General features: G+C 46.7%; 24 protein-coding genes. 2 read left to right on the top strand and 22 right to left on the bottom strand.

The window, feature by feature from the left end; genetic code table 11:
• Positions 1 to 76: 76 nt before the first annotated feature.
• Positions 77 to 1180 (top strand): sporulation integral membrane protein YtvI, encoded by a 1104-nt coding sequence (gene ytvI, locus GCU39_RS00950; RefSeq protein ID WP_152391781.1) that lies wholly within the window; start codon positions 77 to 79, stop codon positions 1178 to 1180.
• Here ytvI and GCU39_RS00945 read toward each other — a convergent pair.
• The 16 genes from GCU39_RS00945 to cymR all read right to left on the bottom strand — a co-directional run bounded on the left by GCU39_RS00945 (position 1117) and on the right by cymR (position 17759).
• Entirely contained in the window at positions 1117 to 2955 is a 1839-nt protein-coding gene (locus GCU39_RS00945) for a peptidoglycan D,D-transpeptidase FtsI family protein (RefSeq protein WP_152391780.1), read from the bottom strand. The genes ytvI and GCU39_RS00945 overlap by 64 nt on opposite strands.
• 111 nt (positions 2956 to 3066) lie before the next feature.
• Positions 3067 to 5052 carry a methyl-accepting chemotaxis protein gene (locus tag GCU39_RS00940; RefSeq protein WP_227793401.1) on the bottom strand — a complete coding sequence of 662 codons (1986 nt, stop codon included), beginning with the start codon at positions 5050 to 5052 and terminating at the stop codon, positions 3067 to 3069.
• A gap of 234 nt (positions 5053 to 5286) precedes the next feature.
• Positions 5287 to 6624 carry a peptidase U32 family protein gene (locus tag GCU39_RS00935; protein WP_152391779.1) on the bottom strand — a complete coding sequence of 446 codons (1338 nt, stop codon included), beginning with the start codon at positions 6622 to 6624 and terminating at the stop codon, positions 5287 to 5289.
• A 74-nt stretch (positions 6625 to 6698) separates the two neighbouring features.
• Entirely contained in the window at positions 6699 to 7652 is a 954-nt protein-coding gene (locus GCU39_RS00930) for a peptidase U32 family protein (protein WP_152391778.1), read from the bottom strand.
• A 30-nt stretch (positions 7653 to 7682) separates the two neighbouring features.
• Positions 7683 to 8726, bottom strand: coding sequence for an endolytic transglycosylase MltG (gene mltG / locus GCU39_RS00925; RefSeq protein ID WP_152391777.1), 1044 nt, complete (start codon positions 8724 to 8726; stop codon positions 7683 to 7685).
• A 145-nt stretch (positions 8727 to 8871) separates the two neighbouring features.
• Positions 8872 to 9186: a DUF1292 domain-containing protein gene (locus GCU39_RS00920; RefSeq protein WP_152391776.1), complete on the bottom strand. Its 315-nt coding sequence runs from the start codon at positions 9184 to 9186 to the stop codon at positions 8872 to 8874.
• A gap of 3 nt (positions 9187 to 9189) precedes the next feature.
• Positions 9190 to 9489, bottom strand: a complete 300-nt coding sequence (locus GCU39_RS00915) for a DUF1292 domain-containing protein (protein WP_152391775.1) — start codon at positions 9487 to 9489, stop codon at positions 9190 to 9192.
• A gap of 12 nt (positions 9490 to 9501) precedes the next feature.
• A complete protein-coding gene (gene ruvX / locus GCU39_RS00910) occupies positions 9502 to 9921 on the bottom strand; it encodes a Holliday junction resolvase RuvX (protein ID WP_152391774.1) in 420 nt (139 codons plus the stop codon).
• Between the two features lie 12 nt (positions 9922 to 9933).
• Positions 9934 to 10194 carry an IreB family regulatory phosphoprotein gene (locus GCU39_RS00905; protein ID WP_152391773.1) on the bottom strand — a complete coding sequence of 87 codons (261 nt, stop codon included), beginning with the start codon at positions 10192 to 10194 and terminating at the stop codon, positions 9934 to 9936.
• 129 nt (positions 10195 to 10323) lie between these two features.
• Positions 10324 to 12951 (bottom strand): alanine--tRNA ligase, encoded by a 2628-nt coding sequence (gene alaS / locus GCU39_RS00900; RefSeq protein WP_152391772.1) that lies wholly within the window; start codon positions 12949 to 12951, stop codon positions 10324 to 10326.
• Positions 12952 to 13366: 415 nt separating this feature from the next.
• Positions 13367 to 13549, bottom strand: a complete 183-nt coding sequence (locus GCU39_RS00895; RefSeq protein WP_152391771.1) for a hypothetical protein — start codon at positions 13547 to 13549, stop codon at positions 13367 to 13369.
• A gap of 458 nt (positions 13550 to 14007) precedes the next feature.
• Positions 14008 to 15075, bottom strand: coding sequence for an AI-2E family transporter (locus GCU39_RS00890; protein ID WP_152391770.1), 1068 nt, complete (start codon positions 15073 to 15075; stop codon positions 14008 to 14010).
• Positions 15076 to 15247: 172 nt separating this feature from the next.
• Positions 15248 to 15457, bottom strand: coding sequence for a hypothetical protein (locus GCU39_RS00885; protein WP_018757100.1), 210 nt, complete (start codon positions 15455 to 15457; stop codon positions 15248 to 15250).
• Positions 15458 to 15469: 12 nt separating this feature from the next.
• The gene (locus GCU39_RS00880) at positions 15470 to 15994 is read right to left on the bottom strand and encodes a PRC-barrel domain-containing protein (RefSeq protein WP_152391769.1); all 525 of its coding nucleotides are present in this window, start codon (positions 15992 to 15994) and stop codon (positions 15470 to 15472) included.
• A 128-nt stretch (positions 15995 to 16122) separates the two neighbouring features.
• Positions 16123 to 17280 carry a cysteine desulfurase family protein gene (locus GCU39_RS00875; protein ID WP_152391768.1) on the bottom strand — a complete coding sequence of 386 codons (1158 nt, stop codon included), beginning with the start codon at positions 17278 to 17280 and terminating at the stop codon, positions 16123 to 16125.
• Positions 17281 to 17339: 59 nt separating this feature from the next.
• Positions 17340 to 17759, bottom strand: coding sequence for a cysteine metabolism transcriptional regulator CymR (gene cymR / locus GCU39_RS00870; protein ID WP_018757097.1), 420 nt, complete (start codon positions 17757 to 17759; stop codon positions 17340 to 17342).
• Positions 17760 to 18047: 288 nt separating this feature from the next.
• Here cymR and mnmA point away from each other — a divergent pair, with 288 nt between their 5' ends.
• Entirely contained in the window at positions 18048 to 19175 is a 1128-nt protein-coding gene (gene mnmA, locus GCU39_RS00865) for a tRNA 2-thiouridine(34) synthase MnmA (RefSeq protein ID WP_152391767.1), read from the top strand.
• Positions 19176 to 19269: 94 nt separating this feature from the next.
• Here the strand turns inward: mnmA and GCU39_RS00860 are convergent, their stop codons facing one another.
• The 6 genes from GCU39_RS00860 to GCU39_RS00835 all read right to left on the bottom strand — a co-directional run bounded on the left by GCU39_RS00860 (position 19270) and on the right by GCU39_RS00835 (position 26057).
• Complete coding sequence (locus GCU39_RS00860; RefSeq protein WP_152391766.1) at positions 19270 to 20412, bottom strand: efflux RND transporter periplasmic adaptor subunit; 1143 nt, start codon at positions 20410 to 20412, stop codon at positions 19270 to 19272.
• Positions 20413 to 20424: 12 nt separating this feature from the next.
• Entirely contained in the window at positions 20425 to 21294 is an 870-nt protein-coding gene (locus GCU39_RS00855) for a carbohydrate ABC transporter permease (protein ID WP_152391765.1), read from the bottom strand.
• 20 nt (positions 21295 to 21314) lie between these two features.
• Entirely contained in the window at positions 21315 to 22205 is an 891-nt protein-coding gene (locus tag GCU39_RS00850) for a carbohydrate ABC transporter permease (RefSeq protein WP_152391764.1), read from the bottom strand.
• Between the two features lie 79 nt (positions 22206 to 22284).
• The gene (locus GCU39_RS00845; RefSeq protein WP_227793400.1) at positions 22285 to 23661 is read right to left on the bottom strand and encodes an ABC transporter substrate-binding protein; all 1377 of its coding nucleotides are present in this window, start codon (positions 23659 to 23661) and stop codon (positions 22285 to 22287) included.
• A 193-nt stretch (positions 23662 to 23854) separates the two neighbouring features.
• A complete protein-coding gene (locus GCU39_RS00840; RefSeq protein WP_152391762.1) occupies positions 23855 to 24619 on the bottom strand; it encodes a hypothetical protein in 765 nt (254 codons plus the stop codon).
• Positions 24612 to 26057, bottom strand: a complete 1446-nt coding sequence (locus GCU39_RS00835) for a sensor histidine kinase (protein WP_152391761.1) — start codon at positions 26055 to 26057, stop codon at positions 24612 to 24614. The genes GCU39_RS00840 and GCU39_RS00835 overlap by 8 nt, the downstream gene beginning before the upstream one ends.

Raw genomic sequence — 26057 nt, 5'->3', positions numbered from 1 at the left:
GCGCAAAAAATAGGCACGAATTTTCAAAATAGTGTACAATCAATATATATTCTTTATGAAACAAGGAGGTTCCTTTTTGCTACCGTTCTATAAAAAATATTGGCGTACCGCATTTGACATCGGGTTAATTGTACTTACCGTATATTTGACCATGTCCCTCTTTAGTTATTTGTATAATATTGCTACTCCAATCTTTCTATCGTTCATCATTTACATGATTATCGAACCTCTTGCCAAATTCTTGAATCGCCGCGGCTTGAAGAAATCCGTTGCTTCTGCCATTTCCGTACTTATATTTATCTTGCTGCTACTTAGTGTTTTCTTCGGACTTGGCGTCATTCTGATTACACAAATCACGAACTTAATCGATCGGCTGCCAATGTATACCAATATATTCAAAGCCACCATTAACGAAATTGTGATTATGCTTCAGAATAAGGCAAATTTATTGCCTGAGAATATCATCGCGAATATCAATAGCTATCTAGGCACCATTGCTGGAAAAGGTTCCGAAATTGCGATCCGAATCCTCAATATGATTCTTGGATCGTTACAGTCCGTATCTTCGTTCGTCGTAAACTTCGGGATTGGCATTATCCTCGCTTACTTCTTAAGCACCGAGATTAAGTCATGGAAGAAGCTCGCGGATGAGCGGACACCACGTACATTCAAGACAGCGTATCTGTTTCTAAAAGAAAATGTATTCCGCGGCATTGCTGCCTATCTCAAGGCACAGATGAAGCTCATCTCCATCACGTTCATCGGCATCTTCGTTGGACTTCTGCTCCTTGGCGTATCCAATGCGTTCACGCTTGCGCTAATCTCGGCCATATTGGATTTGCTGCCACTCCTTGGGGTTCCGGTCCTATTCATCCCATGGGTGATTTACCTGTTCCTCGTCGGGAATTCGACGCTCGCGATTTGGCTGCTCGTGCTTCTCGCTGTGGTCATGCTGATCAGACAGATTATGGAGCCGAAAATTACCGGCAATACTCTCGGCGTATCTGCCTTTACCATGTTAGCTTGTATGATTATTTCGTTATCCTTGTTCGGGGTGGCAGGTTTAATATTATCCCCGATCTTGCTCATCCTTATGAAAGCATTGATCGATCAGGGTTATCTCAAATCTTGGATCCGACTGCCTAAGGAAGAATTCGACGGTGCGGAATCCGAATCATGATCTGCGAGCAGATCCATCACTCCCTTAAATAAACTCGTCGCTTGATTCGAGCCGATCGTTGGCTTATTCTCCGACACAATGGCAACCGCGTAACGTGGAGACGTGACAGGGCCGTATCCGATGAACCAATGATTGTTCGTCGTATGCCCGTGTTTCTTCACTTGCGCGGTTCCTGATTTTCCGGCGAGTTTCCACTTGGAACGTTTAAGCGCTGTTCCTGTACCGTCTGTAACGACCTCTTCCATCCAATGCATTAAATGATGTGTTGTATCTGGACGAATAGAGCCATAGGGAGATGGCGACAGATGCTTTGGGACCGATGTTAATAATTGACCATTCGCATATCGAATTTCTTTCACCAGTCGCGGTGCATGCACCTCCCCGTTATTTAGCAGCGTCACGACAAGATTGGCTGCTTGTAAGGGAGAGACGAGGACATCTCGCTGACCTACGGCTGATTGCACCATGACCCCGCCATCAATCTGTTTGGCTGCAAATACTCTTCCCGCTTCCTCCCCATCCAATTGATTGAAATGTGCGATGTCCATCCATCGTTCCGATTGCCATCCCACCGTTCTGGATAATCCTAGCATGGAAGCATAACGAGTAAGCGTCTCCGCTTTCATATGTTCTCCAATGGTGGCGAACACGATATTGCATGACTTTGCAAAGCCTTCTTCAAGGGATATCAAGCCATGTCCATCCTTCTTCCAACACGAGAATCCATATTTGCCATACTCCCCATGGCATTCAAAGGTTGCCCGTTCAATCCCTGGTATGGTCTCTAGCGCTGCTGCAGCCGTAACGACCTTGTAAATTGAACCTGGAACAAGCGCCTTCAGCGCACGATTCCCCCAGCTTCCTTCCTTCAGATCCACATGGTTCGGGTCAAATGACGGCTTCGATACCATGGCCACCACATCGCCGCTAGCAGCGTCTAGGACGACAATTGCCCCTTTCGTTAGCCCTGCTTGATCAGCATACGCCTCCAGCTTACTCTGGATAGATAAATCGACCGTCGTAATGATTCTGAGCGGATAGAATGGATTGTTGGGTCTAGACACCCGCGTATCTAGACCATATAATGGCCTTCTGGCGCCATCAACAAAGTACGTCGCGATTGTCGGTCCAATGCCCCTTAGGAAAGGATCAAACGTCCTCTCGAGCCCCGCTGCGCCGATCGGTGTATTTAAACTTGTCGTCGAACGTTCAGTGCCACTCGCACGCTGAGCGAGCAGCAGCTCCGGCTGTTCTGCAATAAACCCAAGCCACTGTTTGGCAGCATTCGTCGCATCATATCGCGTTTGCATCGGCAGAATGCGTACACCATTCAGTGAAAGCTGTTCAATGCGTTGAATCTGGGTAGAAGATAATCGATACGGTTGCTTCGTCCCCTTGACAGTCCAGACCGTTGGTGCTTTCAACTGCTTCCAATATAGGTCAAGCTCCGAATAAGGCAGCCCAAGAATTGCTGCGAGCTGTTGCTGGTGTACGGCAAGCCCGCGTGACGCCGGATCAATTGGGAACATGACTAACATGGGAACTTGTTTGCCCGTGAGAGGTATACCATTGCGATCATAGAAATGCCCACGGCCACTATCGAGTACGATACCTCGTTCACGTTGTAATACGGATAGCTGTGCAATGCTCTTCTTCGATACAGCACCTGCATCTTGACGATGCAGTTGCATCCACGCCATTCGAATCGCGATACAAATAAAGATCACCGTGAACAGCATTAGACTATAGAACATTCTCCGTTTACTCGTAAACATATTTCATCTCTCCATCAATCCTAACGTTATTCCTCATTATTGCCACAAAACGAAGAAAAAACCTGCCACAGCTCATAAGGCTTAGGCAGGTTCAAATCGTGTAATCTAGGCTTATAACGTAAATCGAGATAAGGTTTCTTTGAGACGTGTGGAGACTTCCTCCAGCTTGTTCGACAAATCAATCAAGTTCCCACTGACGGTCAATTGCTCATTACTCAGTGATGCGACTTCTTCCGACGTTGCAGAGGCTTCTTCGGCTACCGCGCTTACACTGCTCATGGCTTCGGCAAGAATAGCTTGCGATTGATCCAACTGTTGAATCGAATCTGTTGCCTGACCCAATTGCTGAATAAATCCTGTCATCTGGCCTTGAACCGTCCAGAAGATCTCACTTGCTTCTTTCACAGATACAATTTGCTCTTGGAAGATCGGATAGGCATCAGATAAGACATGAACGGTCTCGCCGATTTCACCGGAGATTTGATCTGTAATTTGTCCTACCACATCAATGGATTGTCGAGACTGATCTGCGAGCTTCCGAATTTCATCAGCGACGACCATAAATCCTTTACCCGCTGCACCTGCTCTCGATGCCTCGATGGTAGCGTTAAGTGATAGAATATTCGTCTGCTTCGTCATATTGTTCAATACTTCAAGAATCTTACGAATCGAGTTCGTGCTTTCTTTGAGTGCATTGACCTTCTGAACAAGTGAACGCACCATCTCTTCGGTAAGATTCGTCTTATCCGTCAATACAGTCATGTGGGTAATCCCGTGCTGACTGGCTTTCTCGACCTCCGCAGCCGCTTCACCCATCTCGACATTGGAACTGATAACATTCCGCATTTTCGAACCAATTGTGATCGTCAGATCATTCCCGCGCTCGGCTTCCACAGCCAAATTCGTTGCACCGTTCGCAATCTCTTCGGTTGCGATCGCGATCTCACGCGCAGAGATTCCTGTTTTCTTCGATGCATCGCTGAGCTCGGATGCTGTATTGAGCACGTCCTGCGCAGATTGACTTGTATGCTTCACGAGCTCCGTAATGTTATCCATCATTTCATTGAAGCCTCTAGACAATTCACCAATCTCATCCTGAGACTTCACCTTCATCCGGACGCCCAAGTTACCGCTCGCCCCTTGATTCATCAGGTTACGCAAATATTTGAGCGGGCTGCCAACCATCCGCATCACCCAGACCCCGATTAAACTTGCGACAATCGCAACGACAATCGCTGCAATGATCGTCACATTGAAAATTTCACTAGCCTTCTCTACCAGCTTCTCCACTGGAACTTCACTTACCAAGTTCCATCCATTCGACGATAATGGACTATACGAAGCTAGAACCTCAACGCCGTTGCCATTCTTAATGGTCTCGCTTCCGCCCGATTTCGCGACGCCATCTTGACCGTTAAGCTTCAGCAATGAATCCTTGCCAATAAGGTCTTCGTGTTTCGAGAATACAATCTTATTCCCTGGGCCAATAATCAGAAGGTCACTGCCTTCGCCTAGATCTATGGTGCTTAGATTTTTGCCTAGCGTATCCATCTTCAATTCAATTAGAAGGACATGAGAAGCCTCGCCCGTAGAAATATTCTTCAGAACGCGACTCAGTCCAAACGTATGATCTGGTGTCTGATCAAGAATTCGCTTCGTTCCAGTCGGTATATATACAGTTCTACCTTGTGCCTGCAGAGCATTCTTGAACCACTCTTGCTTGCGTACTTCATCGAGTTCAGTCGCTGTTCCGCCACCTGTCGTAATAATACGCGAAGTCCCTTTGAGTGGAACCAAATAGATTCCCACAATATTCGAGTTATTAATGCTTAGTGTCTGTAGGATGTCCGTAGCCTTGCCATTCGCTTCAAAGCTGCTGAATTCGCTTGCACTACTATTCATGTAAACATTAAGGTGCGTCTGCAACTCTTTATTCATCAGCAATTGCATGGACATATCGTCATACGTTTTAAGGATCAAATCCAGCTTCTCACGGGCCTGAACAATCGTCTGATAGTTCGCATCCGATGATTGCTCCTGAATAATGCTCTTCGATTGCGAGTAGGAATAGAGCCCAATCCCCACGACAAATATCATGCTGCTAATCATAAAGATTAATAAAAGCTTGAGTCCTACGGATTTTAGAGGGTTCTTGAACAATTTTGATAGTTTCAAATGCTTCTGCACGATGGGAGCACCATCCTTTATATCTATTTTATCTCCTATCTATTTGTTCGGCATAATCCACTAAAAACATTTGCTTTTTTTACAAAAAAATAATTAAAAATTAAAAAAAGCCTTCAATCTGAGACTGAAGGCATCTTCATTATTTTATTTCCCGTTCTTTTTACGCATCATATCGAAATATTGTACAGGCTGTTCGACCTTCATACGGATCCGTTGCAATGGATGGCGTGCTGCATCGAGTAGCACTCCAGACTCATCCCAGATTTCTTCAACGGTCTGTTTGAAGAAGGTACCATTCGGTCCAAAGAACTCCACCTCTTGACCTGGTTTGAAATGATTGCGTTGTTGGATCGTTGCCATGCCTGTCTCCGCATCATAATCCAAGACTAGGCCTGCGAAGTCATAAGGCGCAGCTTTCTCTTCTGGCTCATAGATGTGATCCTCATGATCCGGCGTATCGTAGAAGAACCCTGTATTTAGCGGTCTGTTCGCTGCTTTGTTGATCTCTTCGATCCACTCCGGCTTAAGCACATAATTCTCTGGATCTGCCATGTAGGAATCAATCACTTGGCGATAGACGTTCACTACTGTTGCAACATAGTGGATCGATTTCATCCGACCTTCAATTTTGAAGCTGTCGACACCCACTTCGATCAGATCCGGCAAATGCTCAATCATACATAGGTCTTTGGAGCCCATCGAGAATTGGTTGTCTTCTTGTTTGAACAACGGGAGTTGTGTAATACCGACTTTGAATTGCTCTAGCACAGGATGCTCTGCCGCTTCATCTTCGCTGATGATTGCATCCAGATCCGGACGTCCATCCTCGAAAAGATCATACTTCCAACGGCAGGATTGGCAGCAGCCCCCACGATTGGAATCACGGTCTGTGAAATGGTTCGAGAGAACGCAGCGTCCCGAGTACGAAGAACACATCGCGCCATGGATAAATGCTTCAATCTCAATATCTACATGCTGCTTCATCTCATAAATTTCTTGCAAGCTAGCTTCACGTGCGAGAACGACGCGCGGAGCGCCTTCTTCCTTCCAGAACTTCACAGTCTGCCAGTTCATAATCGATTGCTGCGTGCTGACATGAACCTCTAACCGAGGGGCAACACGTTGAGCGGTCTCAATGATCACCGGATCTGCTGCGATAATCGCGGAAATACCGACTTCTTCCAAATTCCGTAAGTATTCTTCGATACCTTCAATATCTTCGTTGTGCGCATAGATATTCGTCGCAACGAATACCTTGGCGCCGTATTTCTTCGCGAATTCTACCCCTTCGCGCATTTCTTCAAAGCTAAAGTTATCTGCATTGGAACGAAGACCATACTTCTGTCCACCAATATATACTGCGTCTGCGCCATAATGAATTGCGAACTTCAACTTCTCCAAGTTCCCTGCTGGAGCGAGCAATTCAGGCTTATCAAGACGATTTCGTTTGCCCTTCAGTACGGGTCTTTCGCTTGTTAACATTCTTTCCACCTCTTACTTCATCTTCGCCTAAGGCGACCTTTAAATAAACATTCAACATGTTAGCTTTTCAGCAACTAATAGACTTGCTCTTTGAAGAAGAATCCGAAGCTAAGCTCTCGCTCAGGATCCTGAATATGTTGGATTGCTTCTAACCACTCATCTTGGAACGTATAGTTCTCTGGATCTGCAACATAGGCGTCAATTGCTTGACGATACGCTCGAATGACGGTCTCGTTATATACATCGGACTTCATGAGCCCTTCGATCTTCAGGCTATCGATCTGTCCTTCAAGCAGCTCATGGATATTCTCGATCATGCAAATATCATCCGAACTCATAATATGCGTCCCATTCCTATCTTCATAAATAGGATATTTCTCATCCTGACGCTCTTGCTCAATCAAGAACAAACCGCGCTCTTTGGAGACATCCTGGCTGTGCACGTCTTCCGACACGTGATTGCGCTCATTCTGGTGCGACATATAGCTCTTCACCAAATTCCGCTTCGAATGATAAATATTCGTCATGCCATGGACTTGGACCTCTACTTCCATCGTCGGCAATTGCGCTTTCATCTCGATTACTTGCTCCATATTCAGCTCTCGTGCAGCAACGATCCGTTTCGCTCCGCGTTTAGCCCAATATTCAGCCGTCCGATAGTTCGTTGATGTCATCTCGGCATTCCAATGCAGCCCGAGACCTGGTGCAGCTTCACGTACAATCATTAATACAGATGGGTCGCCGAAGACAATCGCATCGGCCCCTGCTTGCTGCACTTCCGCAAGGTAAGCAGGAAGCTCTTCTAACACTTGATTATCCATAATATTGTTCACAGCAACATAAATCTTCACACCCGTCTGCTTCGCGATGCGTACAGCTTCACGAACATCTTCCATCTTAAAATCACCGGCAAGACGCATTCCGAACTTTTGCTCTCCGATGATGACCGCATCTGCTCCCGCTGCGATAAATCGCTGCAGCTGAGGAATAGAGCCTGCTGTTACAAGTAGTTCCGGTTTTTTGCTCATTTCACTTCACTCCTGGACTATACACTATGCTTATTTCGCCATTTCTTTGCTTTTCTTAATATTGGCCAAATGTTCTTTATACGTTACCGCGAACAAATGACTCTGACTTCCGTCCTTCTTCGTTACGTAATACAAATATTTCGAAGGTTCAGGGTTGAGCGCAGCTTCGATCGAAGCAAGACTTGGACTTGCGATCGGCCCTGGCGGCAATCCATCATGGAGATAGGTATTATAAGGACTTTCAATTTTCAAATCTTTATTGAACAACCGATCCTTCGGCTTGTCGAACAAATACTGAATGGTCGCATCGATCTGAAGCGGCTTGTTCTGCTTGAGTCGGTTATAGATGACACCCGCAACCAATCCCCGCTCTGAATCTACCACGACTTCACGCTCAATCAAGGAGGCCACCGTCATTAACTGATGGAAATTCAAGTTCTGAGCTTTCATCTTCGCTTCCCAATCGGAAGGAAGTGCTGCTAATTTTTTATCCAGCTCATTCAACATCCGTTGGATCATATCCTTTGCGGTACTCCCCTTCTTAACCTCATAGGTTTCAGGGAAAAGATAGCCTTCCAACTGATGGATGAGCTTCGCATCCGATGGGATCGCTGCCATCGACGGCAACTGGAATGCTGCAGCGTCATCTACAAGCTTGATAAACTCCGCTCGGTCCACTTGATGATCTTCACTTAGTTTATCCGCGATTTGATTGATCGTATACCCTTCTGGAATCGTGAAACGAATGACTTCATCCGGGATGACATCGCCTGCGTTCAGCTTGCTAATAATCTCTTGGTAGGATAGGCCTGGAGTCAACGCATATTTGCCAGCTTTGAACTTGGCCCCTTCCTTATTCACCTTCAGATATACTTTAAACATCAGACTATTCTTAATGAGTCCTTCTTGCTCTAACAAATCTGCAATCTTCGAAGTCCCCATTCCTTGTTTAATTTGAACTTCTTTGGCCTGCGCGCTTACAGCTGTCGGCTGCATTTGAAGCCAACCATACCCGGCTCCGCCGAGCACAATCACCAGCAAAATGATGACGCAGGTTAGGACAAATTTCTTCATTTTGTCCACCATTCCCCCTTTTTTCGCAAGAATATAGCAAGTATATCACAATCCGAACCAAAAAGAGCGGAATAATCCGCTCTTCTGCAAGGTCGATCATGAAGTTGCATGGTTCGTGTGATGCTACAATTATATTTCTGCGCCCTTATGGCTCATCAATTGCATCTGGGAGTGTAAGTTCATCATACAGTTCCGAGATATTCTCCCATTCCTCGTCATCCTCAATAGTCACTAGCTCCGGCTCTCCATTTGCATTCACCATAATGCGGAAAATCTCGACATCTTCGTCATCATGGTCCTGCGATTGAAGTACGGCATAGCCAGTCGCACCAAGCTGGAACTCTTTGAGCAGACGATAGACGACGGCATGACCCTGATCATCTGTAAGCTCGATATCATTTCCGAAGGCTTCCACAAGACGGTTCGTAAACACGACATCTCTCAACTGATAATAACTCATTTCTTAATTCTCCTCTTCCAGCTCACCTACGAGTGTATTGAATGTCTCTTCAACCACTTGCCATTCTTCTTCATCTTCAATAATGAACAATTTCAAATCGTCGCCATCTTCTTCATAACGGAAAGCATAGACTTCATCAGCCTCTTCGTCCGTCGATTCAACAGGCACGACCATCATATACTTATTATCGGAGCCATCCACTTCGAACTTCATGATGACTTCGAATTCTTCCTCATTGCCTTCGTCATCCGGAATATAAATAATTTCTGGTTCTTCCATCTGTACTTCTTTGTCCTTCGTCATCTGCAATCACCCTCACCTTTTCATTTTAGAATCCAAATAGTTTTGCAAAATCAACGTTGCTGCCATCTTATCTACGACTTGCTTTCTCTTCTTGCGGCTTACATCCGCCTCAACAAGCGTACGCTCTGCAGATACGGTGCTCAGCCGCTCATCCCAAAGGTGAACGGGGAGGTTAAAAGCTTCTTGCAACGTCTGGGCAAATGCCATACAAATTTCGCCACGGGGACCGATTGTGCCGTTCATGTTCTTCGGAAGTCCGAGGACGATCTCGCCGATTTCATTCGCCTCAATCATCTCACCGATCCGCTTCAGCTCATCGCTGTCACGCTTCCGATCAATGACATCCAGCCCTTGAGCTGTCCATCCGAACATATCGCTAACGGCTACGCCGATTCTCCGATCCCCGTAGTCCAGACCTAAAATTTTTGTCATCTGGTACTCCTGTTATCGATGCTGTTTGAGATACGAACGAACCAATTCTTCAATCAGTTCATCACGTTCCTTCTTACGTATCAAGCTTCGAGCATTGTTATGACGAGGAATATAAGCGGGATCCCCGGATAATAAGTATCCTACAACCTGATTAATGGGGTTATAGTCCTTCTCCACCAGCGCATCGTACACTTTAAGCAGGATTTCCTCGGAAGTAAACTCTTCTTCTTCTGCTTTGACGTTAAATTTCATGGTTGAATCCATCGATTCCATCGCCAACACCACCTCACTTCAATTCCAAAGCTTTCTCTCTATCATAACATATCATTGCCCACTTTAAAATTCCATCTTACATGAGGGTCCAAAAAGTCGTGACGACTTTTTGAACCTTTTCCCTCATGTTTACACCGTTTGTTTCGCTACAAGTTCCTCAGCAAATTTCAGTGCTTCGTCCAATTTCGATGGATCTTTACCGCCAGCTTGTGCCATATCCGGACGTCCGCCGCCGCCGCCGCCGCAGATTGCCGCAATCTCTTTAATAAGTTTGCCTGCATGGTATCCACGTTTGACCAGATCTGGGGAGACAGACACGACAATATTGACTTTATCTTCTGCAACCGCGCCAAGGACGAGGATTGCTGACTCGAATTTCGCTTTGAGTTCATCAGCTACGCCGCGAAGCGCGTCCATTCCGCCTGCATTTACTTTCGCTGCAAGAAGCTGTGCGCCGCCAACTTGTTTGACTTGATCTGTAAGCTGACCCGCTTCAATGCTGCCAAGCTTCGCTTGCAACGATTCATTCTCGCGCTGCAATTCCTTGACCTGTCCGAATAATGCGTCAAGACGCTTCGGCACGTCGTTGATATTCGATTTTAAGAGAGAAGCGCTTTGCTTGAGCAGTTCAATCTGCCCATCCATATACTTATACGCATGACGCCCTGTAAAGGCTTCAATTCTTCGTACGCCTGATCCAATACCGCTCTCGCTCACCAATTTGAACAATCCGATTTGCGATGTATTGCGCACATGGCAACCGCCGCAGAGCTCGATACTGTATGTGCCCACTTGTACGACACGAACAACATCCCCGTATTTCTCACCGAACAATGCCATCGCGCCCATAGCTTTTGCATCAGCAATTGCTTTTTGTTCAATGACAACATCTGTACCTTTCCAGATCTGCTCATTCACACGGCGCTCAATATCAGCCAGTTCTTCCGACGTAATACTGCCGAAATGCGAGAAGTCAAACCGAAGACGATCGGTCTCGACAAGGGAACCTGCTTGGTTAACATGCTCGCCAAGCACGTCTTTCAAAGCGCGATGAAGCAAATGGGTTGCCGTATGGTTCTTAATAATATCTTCTCTAGCAGCTTTATCTACGGATGCCGTAATCGTATCGCCGACACGAAGTGTACCGGATTGCACGGTTACTTGCTGCACGTGTTGACCAAGCGGTGCTTTGAACACACCTTCCACTTGTGCAACGCCATGATCACTCGAGATCGTTCCTTGGTCGCTAATCTGACCGCCGCTCTCAGCGTAGAACGGTGTACGATCCAAGATCATTTGGCATACATGACCTTCTTCGACCGTATCTACGAGCGAATCATCCATAATAAGACCGATAATTTGAGCCTGAATCTCCAATTCATTATATCCAACAAACTCACTTTTAGACGTAAAATCAGACAGGACGCCGCCTTGCACCTTCATGCTCTCGGTCTCTTGACGCGCTGCGCGAGCACGATCACGCTGCTCTTGCATAGATGCGTCAAAGCCTGCGCGATCCACCGTCAATCCATGCTCAGCAGCATAGTCTTCGGTTAAGTCGAACGGGAAGCCGTACGTATCATACAATTTGAACGCATCCGCACCACTGATCTCCGTTACGCCTTCTTGCTTCGCTTTATCGCTAAGCTGTGAGAGGATCTCTAGACCATCCGATAATGTTTCGTGGAACCGCTCTTCTTCGGTACGAATGACTTTCTCGATGAACTCGCGCTTCTCTACGACTTCTGGATAGTACACGCCCATAATCTCGCCAACGACCGCTGTTAATTGATACATGAATGGACGATCCATACCGAGCATTTTGCCGTAACGCACCGCGCGGCGCAGCAAGCGGCGGATAACATAACCGCGACCTTCGTTCGAAGGTAGTACACCATCACCTACCGAGAAAGCTACAGTACGCACATGGTCTGCAATGACTTTGAGTGCGACGTCATTTTCCGTATTCACGCCATACTTCACGCCTGCGATTTCGCAAGTCGCTTGAATGATCGGTTGGAACAGATCCGTATCGAAGTTCGAATCCACGTCTTGCAGAATGGAAGCGAACCTTTCAAGTCCTGCGCCTGTATCGATGTTCTTATTCGGAAGCGGCGTGAAGCTGCCGTCTTTGTTATGGTTGAATTGTGAGAATACTAAGTTCCAAACCTCTAGGAAACGTTCATTCTCGCCTACTGGCGTACATTCAGGATCGGATAGATCCCCGTATTTCTCGCCACGGTCATAGAAAATCTCGGTACAAGGTCCGCAAGGGCCCTCGCCGATATCCCAGAAGTTATCTTCCGTCTTGTAGATGCGCTCTGCTGGGATGCCGATCTTCTCATTCCAGAACTTATAAGCTTCCTCATCCTCAGGATAGACGGTCACGGACAGACGGTCTGGGTCGAATCCGATCCATTTCTTGTCCGTTAAGAACTCCCATGCCCACGTGATGACTTCTTCTTTGAAGTAGTCGCCGATCGAGAAGTTCCCGAGCATTTCGAAGAATGTGTGGTGACGGCGTGTCTTACCCACGTTCTCGATGTCGTTCGTACGGATACATTTCTGCGAGTTCGCAATACGCGGGTTCTCAGGCTTTACGCGTCCGTCGAAATAAGGTTTTAGCGGCGCCATACCTGCGTTGATCCAGAGTAGAGATGGATCGTTGTGCGGAACGAGCGACGCACTTGGTTCAATCGTGTGGCCTTTGCTTGCGAAAAACTCTAACCATTTTGAGCGAATTTCACTTGCTTTCATCGGGGATACCTCCAAGGTAAAATTTGTTTTTATAAAGGTAAGGGGCGGCCAGGGGCCGACTGTAGGTTGCTAGTGCGATCTTGAGGCTTCGTGAAGTTGGAAAGATAGGTGAATCCGGCCGCTGCGTGTCTGAATCGTTCTTCCGATCGCTCTTGTCCCCAGATTTCTCTGATTGAACTAGAATACGAAAAGATAGAAATCCGGGGACAAAGGCGAACGCTATCGCTTCTCCAGTACGATTTCAGCCACTCCGCTGATATTCACCTATCTATACTTCACTTCGTTCGCAACCGCAACAGCAATCGTCGGCGTGCCGCACGCCTCACCGTGGGATAAAAAAGAATTCGCTCCCTCGGAGGTATCGGGACCTCCGAGGCTCGGCGGACGCTGCGCCCGTCCGCCCTCGCCGAGCTACTTACACAAGGCTCTGCTTCGAAGCATCACCCGCATCCGCATTGCACGCCGCACCGCGCAGGGGCAATGCAACGCACTGCTTCGAAGACCTACCCGCACCCACATTGAACGCCACACCGTGCAGGTTCAATGTCCAGCTCTGCACCCACGTCCAAGCGGGTCCGAAGGACGGTAGCGTTCTCACCGCCACTGTAGCAGGAAAACGTGCATCTCCCCCGCACCTCGACAAACTTTGGGTGTCCAGAGGGGAACCCTCGGAATCCCCCTTACAAAGGGGGACTTAGGGGGATGAACTCCCAGCAAACACAAATAAACGTCCCCAAATAAATTCAGGGACGAAAAATCGCGGTACCACCCTGGTTATCCCACTGCAGTTGCAGGTGGATCGCCTCGTAGAGCCGTTAACGGGGCCAGCCGGCGAAGTTCATTCGCACTCCGAAATTAGCGTTCAACCGTCCTTCATTGCAGACTCTTACAGCCATCACAGCACCTTGTCATATAACACAAGGCTGGGAAGGAATCTGCTCTCTGAGCATAGGTGCGGTTTACTTGATTTCATCCACGTATTGATCGTTATAAACACTTGTTATCACAATAATATTAAAAGTATATCGACCAAGCGGATTCCTGTCAAATCGTCCCTCAAATTGTCTTCCGCCGCACATAATAAGCGAAGAAATGCTGTAGAATGACCTTCATCACCGCGAAGAACGGCACCGCCAATATCAATCCAAGAACACCCGCAATCTCGCCGCCAACGAGCAGCGCGAAGATGATAAGCAACGGATGCATGTGCAATGTTCGGCCGACCACAGACGGAGAGATGACGTTGCCCTCGAGGATCTGGCAGATCGTATTCACAATGACGACGAGCAGGACCATTTTCCAAGAGACCATGAATGCCATTAGAATCGCCGGAGCTGCACCGAAGAACGGACCGAGATACGGAATAATGTTGAAGACGGCCACGACGCTGGCAAGGAGCAGCGGATAAGGCATGCCAATGATCCAGTAGCCGATGTAAGCAAGCATCCCTACGATTAGACAGACAAGGAATTGACCGCGTATGTAGTTCCCTAAGGCATTGTCGATATCTTTCATCAGCTTGACGATCTGCTTTCGATGACTGCGCGGCACATAGAGAATGACCGCCCGCTCGAACACTTCGAAATCCTTCAGAATATAGAAAATTAGAAACGGTACGATAAACGCCACCATCAATAAATTAATCGTCTCTCCGATGTTATTCATCACGCCGGAGATGGTATGCGCAAGCTTCGTCTCCAGCTGCCCGATCCAATGAAAAATACCAGACCGGATGCTCGGCGGCAGCAGCGAATGATTCAAATCCTGCACGATGCTCTGTGCTTTCATATTCAGTTCCGGCATATGCTCATTCAACTCTTGCAGCTGTTTCATGAACATCGGAATGACATTCATCAGAATGACGGTTAGCGAAGTTAGGAAAACCGCATAAATCAGCAAAACCGCCATCGTTCTCGGCACTTTCCGTTCCTTCAGCAAGTTCACGATCGGATTCAGCACATAAGCAATAATCATCGCGACCAAAAATGGCGCAAGAACCGCCTTCACAAAATCATAGATTCCAATAATCAGGGGTTTAATCTGCAGCAGCATGTACAGAATCAATAAGCCCAGAAGCGTAAACACGCCATAGATAAAAAATCGACTTTTCGTAATTCGCTCCATCTTCGTACATCCCCACCGTTCGGACTAGCATATAGCTCAGTATATGTACCTGGTAGGGAATTTATAAGTGAAGCCGAAAAGACCAAAAACCCCTGTTCCGAATGACATGGTTCAAAGGCAGGCCTTCTCCATACCGAAACAAGGGTATTATGATTACACATTGTGTATGAATTTATGGAGAAACCTGAACCGAAGGGAAATCTTGCGGTACTTCCTCGCCAAAAAACAAATCGTCGAGCGAGCTGAGTGTCCCGTCCTCTTCCACCTGGAAGACAGACATCTTCTCTCCGTTCACGGTTAGCTCAATAAAGCATCCCCAGCAATAGAACTGGTGAGAACCAATTTTGCCGATATCCTTGGAGTTGCAATTTGGGCATCTCATCATAACATTCACCTATCCATTAACAGAAGTAATGATTTTCTCCAGACGTTGCTCGATGTCTACAGGAACCATAATGGCATCTTGACCAATCTGCAGCACGTCGGACACCCTTAGCCACTTGCGACCTTCGATGAGATCTGAAATAAAACCATCCGTAATTTCTAAACCTATTATTGTATTACCCAATTTCTGGTCAATGTAAACATCGACAACGCGGCCGAGTTGATTCCCATCAGGTGTTAAGAGTGGGAGATCGCGTATTCGGCGATCTCCGCACAGGAGTGTATATTGTATATCGACGGCGTTCTTCTTCTGAATCGCCTGTTTATTCGCAATCATCACGGCATCTTCACCGCAAGCGGTAATCTCTTGCCACGGAACCATCCGAATAGGTGAAGTAGCGAACCACTTCTTGCCTTCGAGTTCAATCCCCACCATCCGCCAATCTGGCGTAAGGTAGAAGTCTTGTACTTTACCGACCCGTCTGCCGGTCTCAACTTCATAGATGGGTAATCCGATCATTTCTAGCAGTTTCATGATGCGATTCCAAGGTCCTCCTCATATCGGTATTGCGGTCTGAACCTCGAACGCGTCAACCCTATGGCTTGTCCGATGGTCCTCCGAATGATGTGGATGGTTGTCCCTCCTTGTCCACATAGAAACCCCTAATTTCTATTACGCAGCCGTTCGTAAATGGTTGCAATTTTCATTGCGGTTTCTTCCACATCTTCTATAGTATTACCCAAACCGAAGCTAAAACGAACCGAACTGTGGAGAACTTCCTCTGAAAGGTGCATCGCTTGCAGAACATGCGATATTTCAAGCGAACCTGATGTACAAGCGGATCCGCTAGCTGCCGCGATCCCTGCCATATCTAAATTCATCAACATCGTCTCTGTCGATACGCCGATCAAACTTACATTCAGGATATGGGGTAAGTGCTCGCTTGCATGACCGTTCAGAACAACATTCTCGGCGCCAAGCTGAGATTTCAACTGATCTAACATCGTATTTCGCAAATGGGAGGCAAATTGAATCTTATCATCGAGTGCATCTGTCGCAAGCTCTACAGCTCTCGCAAATCCAAGGATTCCGGCGATATTCTCTGTGCCCGATCTACGTTTGCGTTCCTGATTGCCTCCGAACAGGAGAGGATCAATGGTTGTGCGGCGTGACATATAGAGCGCGCCAACACCTTGAGGGCCATTAATTTTGTGCGAGGATAAACTCATGAGGTCCACGGGTAATTCCGACAAATCGATGGGGCAAACGCCTAATGCTTGTACGGCATCGACATGAAATCGAATCCCCTTCGATCTGGCAAGCTCGCCAATTTCACGAATCGGCTGCAGGGTTCCTACTTCATTGTTCCCGTACATGATGCTGATGAGCAAAGTATCCGGGCGGATGGCAGCTTCGATATCTTCCACACTTACGCGTCCTGAAGAATCAACAGGCACGTAAGTAACCTCTACCCCCATGCGCTCAAGCTGCTCACAAGCATGCAGCACCGCATGATGTTCAATCTGCGATGTAATGACATGCTTCTTCCCGGTACGCGTACTCTCGTAAGATACCGCGCCAAAGAGCGCCATGTTGTCACTTTCGGTTCCACCCGCAGTAAATACGAGTTCATTCGGGTGACAATGAAGCCTTGCCGCAATGCGATCACGCGCTTGATTCAGATAGTGTTTCGCTTCACGACCAATACGATGGACGCTAGAGGCATTACCGAAATGCCCCTGCATATATTGCGTCATCTCCTCCACAACGGCTGGATGCATCGGCGTGGTTGCAGCATGATCTAAATAAATATATGACATTTTCCTTCACCTGCTGTCTATTAACTTACTCACAAATTGGGAGTGATTGCAGCCGCAGCTTAGATATAGAACATGTAATTATCCAGCGCGCCTTCGTCTTTGAAATTGATAAGATCCGCGAGCGTTGTAGAATCAAGTACGAGGGCAATGCTATCCCGAATACGAAGCCACAAATCGCGTTTAGCCGGATCGTCTTCTTCTGTAAAATCAACCGGTGAGATTGGTCCTTCTAGGACACGGATGACATCGCCAGCCGTAATCTGTTCTGCTTCCTTCGATAAGATGTAACCGCCGTAAGCACCCCGGACACTCTTCACAAGACCGGCATTGCGAAGCGGCGCAACGAGCTGCTCCAAATAATGCTCGGATAATTGATTTTTCTCAGCAATACTTTTCAAAGAAATAGGCCCGTCACCGAACTTGGCTGCGAGCTCCATCATGATGGTTAAGCCATAACGGCCCTTTGTTGATATTTTCAAATAGAGCACCTCTCTCAAGACAAAAAATATTCAAAGCATGGTATTCCGATAAATCCAATGACACACCTCGAGTTTATCGTAACATATTTATCATCGTTATGGGCAAAAAAACATCAATGTATTCACGAAATTGTTGTGACATCCTTGACACATGAACTATATTCGATGAAAATCAAATGTTATGTTAGAATATAGTGAAAGTTCAACAATCTTATTTTTCAACACCGAGATTTTGAACTGCATTTGCAAGGCAGATTATTGAAATATACGAGAGAAATGGTGATAACGATGTCAAATTCGAATCAGAACATCCGTGTCATCGTCGGCATGTCGGGCGGCGTCGATTCTTCGGTTACCGCACTCTTACTCAAAGAACAAGGCTACGATGTCATCGGAATATTCATGAAGAACTGGGATGATACAGATGAATTCGGACACTGCACCGCAGAAGATGATGCGGAAGATGTACGCCGTGTGTGTGAACAAATCGGCATTCCTTACTATACAGTTAATTTTGAGAAGCAATACTTCGATAAAGTATTCTCCTATTTCCTAGACGAGTACAAACGCGGTCGGACACCGAATCCGGATGTCATGTGCAATCGCGAAATTAAGTTCGGCGAGTTCCTGCAGAAAGCCATGGATCTCGGCGCAGACTATCTCGCTACTGGCCACTACGCACGCGTCGTAGAAGAAGACGGAGAATTCAAGCTCCTTCGCGGGGTAGACAGCAATAAAGATCAGACCTACTTCCTCAATGCGCTGAACCAGCAGCAGCTATCCAAAGCCATGTTCCCGATCGGCCATCTGCCGAAGAAGGAAGTGCGTCGGATTGCGGAAGAAGCAGGTCTTGCTACAGCGAAGAAAAAAGACAGTACTGGCGTCTGCTTCATCGGTGAACGGAACTTCAAGGAGTTCCTCAGCAACTATCTGCCAGCCAAATCCGGCAATATGGTCGATATTCGCACCGGTGAGGTCAAAGGTCGTCACGACGGCTTAATGTACTATACGCTTGGCCAACGTCAAGGGTTAGGTATCGGGGGATCCGGTTCGGGCGAACCATGGTTCGTCGCAGATAAAGATCTCGAGCAGAACATCCTCTACGTTGTTCAAGGAGATCAGCACGTTAGTCTGTATTCGCACGGTCTAACGGCAACAGGCGTGAACTGGATTCGCGGCAATGACACGATCGTCCCTGGCGAATCGATGCGCTGCACAGCGAAATTCCGTTATCGTCAACCCGATCAAGGTGTTACAATCACATGGGTAACAGAGGACACCGTCGAAGTGAAATTCGATCAGCCGCAAAAAGCTGTAACACCAGGACAAGCAGTTGTCTTCTTCGACGGCGATGTATGTCTTGGCGGCGGCACGATTGATCAAGTGCATAAAATGCAGCCGGAACCAACTGTATAGACAAACGTCCGCTATACCGATGAAAATCCTATAGCCATATACGAAAAGCCGCCCAGACTTACTGTCTAGGCGGTTTTTCGCTTATTCTACATTCTTAATACATCCTTACCTTATTCCCCTCCTGCAGCGGCTCGCTGCTCTCTAATACCACTTGATCCTGTTCGAATAGACCCTCGGTTACGGCTGATTCATGATCATTCACATCCACGACAGTAATCGGTACGCGCTGAACATAGAACGCATTGCCAAGCGGGCCGTTCCGATCTTCGACCCGATAGACATACTTCCCGCTTGAATCTTCATGTATCGCTTGATTCGAGATCAGCAGCGCTTCGGCGGCTGCCTGCCTTGTCAACTCTACTTGAACATGCTCGCCGCCTTTCCAGTCTCCGCCTTGGATCGTAATGAGCAGACGCTTCATAGGCTCGTTCGACGGCGTCCCCCCGCCTGCACTGCTCAGATCTGAACCATTCCCATCTTGAATATCGGCGAGCATGCCTTCGTCTTGCTCTTCTTGGCTTCCATTCACCTGGACATCAAGCCTATCGCCTATCTTCAATAAAGAAGCAATTCTTGCCGGAACCGATACTTCTGATTCAAACCCAAGACTCTTATTCGAGATGCGTACATCGGATCCCCCTCTGGTAGAAGCCAGACCTTCTATCGCAGCTACTTCCGTAATCATGCCGTCAAACGGAGCCACCAATACTCGACTTTTCGTCAAATCCTCCTGCATTTTTTGGATTTTACGCTGCTGCACATCCAGATCGATTTTGCTGGTATCGATTTGACGTTTCGCGGCTTTTATTAGCAGCTCATCCCCATTCTGGACGGCCATAATATAGCTGCTCTGCTGCTCTTCTATGGCAATCCTAAGCTTATCAAGACTCGCTTGCTCATCTAAGATCTGTTGTTCCGCATCGGAGCGTTCATAGATCACGAGTTGCTGTCCCTTCTTTACCACATCCCCTTTCTTGACTTTTATCTTCTTCACGATACTGCTTGTTGGATTCACCAATTCCATTTCCGCACGCCACTTCAATATTCCACTACCCTTAAATGTGTGAGTGAGTTGCCCAGGCTTCGGCTCGATGACCGTGACTTTAGGCAGTGTCAGCGCCATGATTGTATTGCCAAGCAGCGTAAAGGCAATCAGTACGAAAATGAACAATACGGCAACGATTCGAATCGTTCGTTTGCGTCCCATGACCGCTTGTTCGGCAGATTGTAACTGCATGGTAATCCCCCCTTATCCTTTAATCCCCGATAGCTGAATGCCTTCGACAAAATAAGACTCTGCATAGAGATACAACAGCACCATGGGTGCCATAAACAGAACCGATGCAGCAAACGCAACACCTCGGGCACCTTCATTAATTCGCGACAAATATAGCGATAACGGCTGCTTGAATGCATCTTCCAGAAATATAAGCGGCTGCTCGACCATATTCCAATTGTCTACGAACAGCAAGACGATCAGAGCTGCGATTCCAGGTTGAATAAGAGGAATGATAATTTGGCCAAAAATCCGCAGATGCCCCGCACCGTCGATTTGGGCCGCTTCGATATAAGAATTTGGGATGTGCACCATGAATTGTTTTAGCAGAAACACGCCAAACGCACTAAATATGCCCGGCAAAATGATCGCGGATGTCGTGTTCATCAATCCCAATTGCTCTGCGATAATATAATTCGGTACCAAGGTCACTTGAAAGGGCATTAGCATCGTCATCAAATAGAGAAAGAACCATTTATCCCGCCCCAGAAATTGCAGCTTGGCGAAAGCATAGGCCGCCAATAACGCGACGATGACTTGTCCGGCGATGATTGGAGTAACCATCCAGACGGAATTCCAGAACATTTGGAGGAACATCGGTTTATGTATCAATACTTCCGCGTATTGTTCGAAAGAAAACCAGTCAGGAAGAAGCTTCAGGTTGATAAACCCATCCTTCTCTCCAGCAGCCGTATTGATCATTTTACCGATCAGATGATAGTTATGGTTGATCTCGCCTTCGGTCATCAATGAATTGGTGAACGTGAGCCCAATCGGGAAGAGAATAACGGTAGATATTCCACCCATGATCAACGTAAATAACCATTTGCGCATTACCGTCATAGATTTCACCTGCCTTACACTTAATCGATAAATTTCCGAAACCGACGCTCGTTGACAAGCATGAAGCTTACAAGGATCAGAATCCCGCCAACCATGACGTTAGCTGCAGCCGTCAGCTTTTGAATATCAAGGGATAGGAACATATTGTTCATATAATGCTGCAGCATATAAATACGGTCATGCGGATAATCGCCGGCAATGAGATACGTCTCACGGAATACTTTGAACGAATTCATAATGGACATGATCACGACAAAGAACATCGTTGGCGTCAGATAAACAATCGTAATATGCACGAACTGATGCCATCTGCCCGCGCCTTCGATATCCGCGGTTTCATAGTAATCCTTCGGAATACTTTGCAGCCCAGCAAGGAATAGAATCATGTTATAGCCAATGTTTTTCCAGATATATACGAGAATCAGCACGCCCATCGACCAGTCGGAATTCATCCAATCGATTCGTCCGATATGCATCCCCTGCAGCCACGAATTAACCGTCCCATTCCAATCGAACAGGACTTGCCAGACCATCACGATCGACGCCACAGGCACAACAAGCGGCAATACAAACGTAGTCTGCAGCCAATTCCGAATAAATAGCTTCTGGTTCAACAGCAGCGCAAGTAACAAGGACAAGATGATGATGAGCGGTACGCTGATACTGGTAAATAAAAAAGTATTCGCTGCTGCTTTGCGAAAGGAGCCGCTTGACAGCAATTGACGATAGTTGTACAGTCCGACAAAGGAACCGTCAATCGTACGATCCTGGAATGAATAGAAAAAACCCATTACGAACGGAATCAGATAAAAAGTCGCGAAGCCAATCAAACTTGGCGCGAGGAATAAAATCGCTATTTTCCAATCTTTTTGCAAAATTGTACTGATCTTGCGAAATTGCTGCTTCAACACGCGGCGAACACCTCCAAATCGATTACAAAAGAGAAATAACCCCTGAATGTTCGTTCAAGGGCTCATCCTAAATCGTACATTATTCATTCAAGAGTGTCGTCACTCGATTCTGAATTAACTTCGCCACGGCTTCGGCTGACTTCTGTCCGCTGAAGAAGGCCTTCGATTCATTCGTAATGATCTCGTCGATCTTGGAAGGTCTGAACTCCACCGAATAGATCGCATCAGCCAGGAAATGCTCCAATCCTTGAAGATCCTGCGCAGTCACATCGAATACCTTTCCCTTCAAAGGTCCCGTTTCTTGATCCGATACGACCTTGCCTTCCTGCAGCAGCTGCTGCACTTGCTTCTGATAGACGTTCTTATTTAACGGGAAACCCGCGCTGCCTGCTCTGGCTTGTATTTCATCCGACAGCATGAATTTGATGAAATCCCATGCTTCTGCCTTGACCTCCGATTTGGCATTCATCCCGATCGTTTTGTAGGTTCTGAAATACCCACCAGCTGGCTGCCCGTCTGCATGCGGCTTGGCGTACAGCTTGGATGTGTATGCATATCCTTTCGTGAAGAATTCACTCTGTTTCATCGTTCGAATATAGTCCGTAGGAGAGACAATCGACGTGTTCCAAAAGATGGCTTGCCTTGCCGTCTCCGAAACAATCTGCTCATCGAACAAGGATTTCACTTGCTCTAATAAGATTGTAAAAGTTTCCGAATCGAATTTGGCTTCCCCCTTGGCTTGATCGACAAACGTGGTGTATTGATCTTTAACCATTTCATTTAACAAATAAGGTGGTTCACTTAATAGGGCCGATTGGTTATTGGCCGAACCCGCGTTTTTTAGTTCTTTGGCTACGTCGACGAATCGGCTCCAGTCCCAATTCGTATCGTCGAACTTCACGCCGCTTTTATCGATCATCGTTTCATTGCCGATAAGTCCATACATGATGAAATTGAGGGGCATGCCATAAATCCCGCCGTCCAATTTGACCGCGTCCAAAATATTCGTGTAATATTGCTCTTTCTTGAACGATGGATCTCGATCGATCAAATCGCTCATATTGACCAACAAATGCTTATTTACATAGTTTCCCTTCGGTAACAAGTCCATTTCAATAAGATCCGGCCCCGAGCCAGACAACATGGCGGTATTCGTCGTCTTGATGAACTTCTCGCTATCCGCTTCACCATGGGCGTCATCACTCTCGATGAATTTCAGATCAATGGTAATATTCGGATGTTTGGCTTCATACTTCTTCTTCGCCTGCACGAAGAACTCATCCGGAAAATACGTCGAGAACACAATCGTTTTTTTCTCTCCGTCCGAAATCGGTCCGATGGCACTCACAGTTGCTTCAATTCCTGCATCTGTTCCCCGATTCTCGCCTTGCGTCTCACTCTTAACCGCAGGGGTGCTGCATGCTGAGGCCGACATGATGAATAGAATCGTTATCATTATGGATAATACCTTTTTCATTTCTTTCTTCCTTTCCCATATGAACTTTCTTGACCATGAACCTTAGTGTAGTAGGCGAATATATGGTAAGTAAGATGGACTTGTATAGAAGTTGTAAAATTTAGATTCAAGCGAACAAGTCACACACAAAAAGACCAACTGCAGTTGCAGCTGGCCAAAAATCGTAGATTTACTACTCAGTATAAAATTGGAGGAGCGCCATCACGTCTTTACTGAATCCCGCTACTTGCTTCGTTCCCATTTGAACTTGAACACTATATTTTATCATTTGATTTGTCTTGTTCAAATAATACACTTCCGGTCTAAAGCCCCAACGAATTTGTTTCTTATCGAAGGTCAACTGCGATAATGGTTCATTCATCTTTTCCTGAATGAAACGGTTCGCCACCCCGTGGATCTCATCCATCAGCGGATCTGACACGACATCGTTATATACAACAGGGGACTGATCGGCATTATTGACTCGAAGCACCTCCCCATCTCTCGCATTAACAACGATATCATAAACTTCCCTAGGGTCAGCATCATGAATCAAGGTTACATAGAATAAACCGCTCGGAATTTTACTCAGCTCTGTCTCAGCATCCATCTCAAAGGTGAACATTTGCCTTACTTGCGGGCGACTCTTATATTCCTTTTCCACCCGATCCAGCAGGTCTTTCAGCTTCATTTGGTCTACCGCAAGCAACTCGTCAAAATGAACGTCATCGATTGATAAGTTCTTATCGTAATATTTGTTAACTGCGTTCAGACTGACGGTCTTCACCGCATCCTGCGACAGCACACCTTCATACTGCACTTCGTTCGTATTCGGCTCTTTCGTTATTTTCTTCACCATCACCTTATCTTTGGCAATGCTGTTGAATAGGCCTTCGCAACCCGTCAGCGACACCATCACGAATGCTGCACCGATGACCATTCGAATGAGCTTATTCATGAATTCCCCCGCCTTTCGGATGAATCGATTCGAAAATAACGCGAACCGTCGTGCCCTCATTTTCTTCACTCGCGACTTCGATGACGGCCCCATGCATCCTTGCTACACTCTGACAAATCGAGAGGCCGAGTCCCGCCCCTTGATTGCCACGCGATCTTGCTTTATCAGCCATATAGAACGGCTCGAAAATGTTGTCACGATGCGCTTCAGAGATACCTATCCCTTGATCCATCACTTCCAACACGGATCGATCATTCTGACTGAACAGCCGGATCGTAATGCTCTGCTGGGAGGCTGACGCCTTCAGCGCATTATCAACGAGATTAAAAATCAGTACTTTGATCAAATCCTTGTCCAACAGCAGTCTGCCGCCTTCTACGCAATTGAGGACGACATCAATCTGCTTCTCCTTCGCCATCATCTCAAGTGCCGGTTTCATTTCGGTGATGATTGATCTTAGGTCTTGCTCTTCCAACTGACCACGACCCTCTTGCAACGATATCAAGTCCATCAGCTTATGTGACAGCGACTCTAATCGCTTCCCTTCGGTATAAATGACATCCAGGCCGTCGAGGTACTGTTCTTCGTTATATTTCGTCGTTCGCAGGAAATTGGCATAGCCGATAATCGAAGTTAGAGGCGTCTTTAATTCATGGGTAAAATTATCGATAAATCGCTGCTTCTCTTGATTGTGCCTCTCCAAGTCTTGAATCTTATCCTCGACAACTGCTGCCATTTCATTAAAATTACGAGCCAGAATACCAATCTCATCCTTCGATTTCAATGAGACGCGTTCCGAAAAACCTCCCTGCGCAATCCCTTGGGCCGTCCGGTTCAATCGATCAATCGGTTTGGTCAACCCTCTGCTAACGAAGAGCATGACCAGCATATAGAGGAAGCAGGCAGCAATATCAACTTTGGCGAAGAAGCGATACTGCTCCAAGCGATCCTCGTACAAAGAAGTTACGTCTTTCATATAGGTGAAGACATAGCTTTTATGATGAATATCCGTAATATTCGCGGTGAACAGGATCGTACGCTGATCAATATCGCGAAGAATATAATGTATCTCATCCGCAGCTAGCTTGTTGAGTTCCTCCCGATGGATCGGCATCTTAAAATCAACATTGCTGTAGATCGACTGATTTATATCATTTGTAATATCGATATACACCTGTTGGTCGCTATTCTTCTCTACGAATTCCTTGGCGATATTGGTTAATACCGTCTTCTCATAATCAAGCGAATCATAGATTCGAAGAATCGGAACAATCGCGTCGATACTAGAATGAATGCTCATATTCTGACTTAACGCGCCATTGATTTCCTGCGACAGGATCTTGTTATGGCTTCGTTCGATCACTAGAATCGAAGCTGCGTTAAAGATGACGACGAACGCTAGAAAAGAAAACAAAAAGATTTTGTGCCAAAATTTCAT

Source organism: Paenibacillus guangzhouensis (assembly GCF_009363075.1).
Taxonomy (GTDB): domain Bacteria; phylum Bacillota; class Bacilli; order Paenibacillales; family Paenibacillaceae; genus Paenibacillus_K; species Paenibacillus_K guangzhouensis.
Note: the sequence above shows the minus strand (reverse complement) of the source record. Positions and strands in the feature narration are given on the sequence as shown.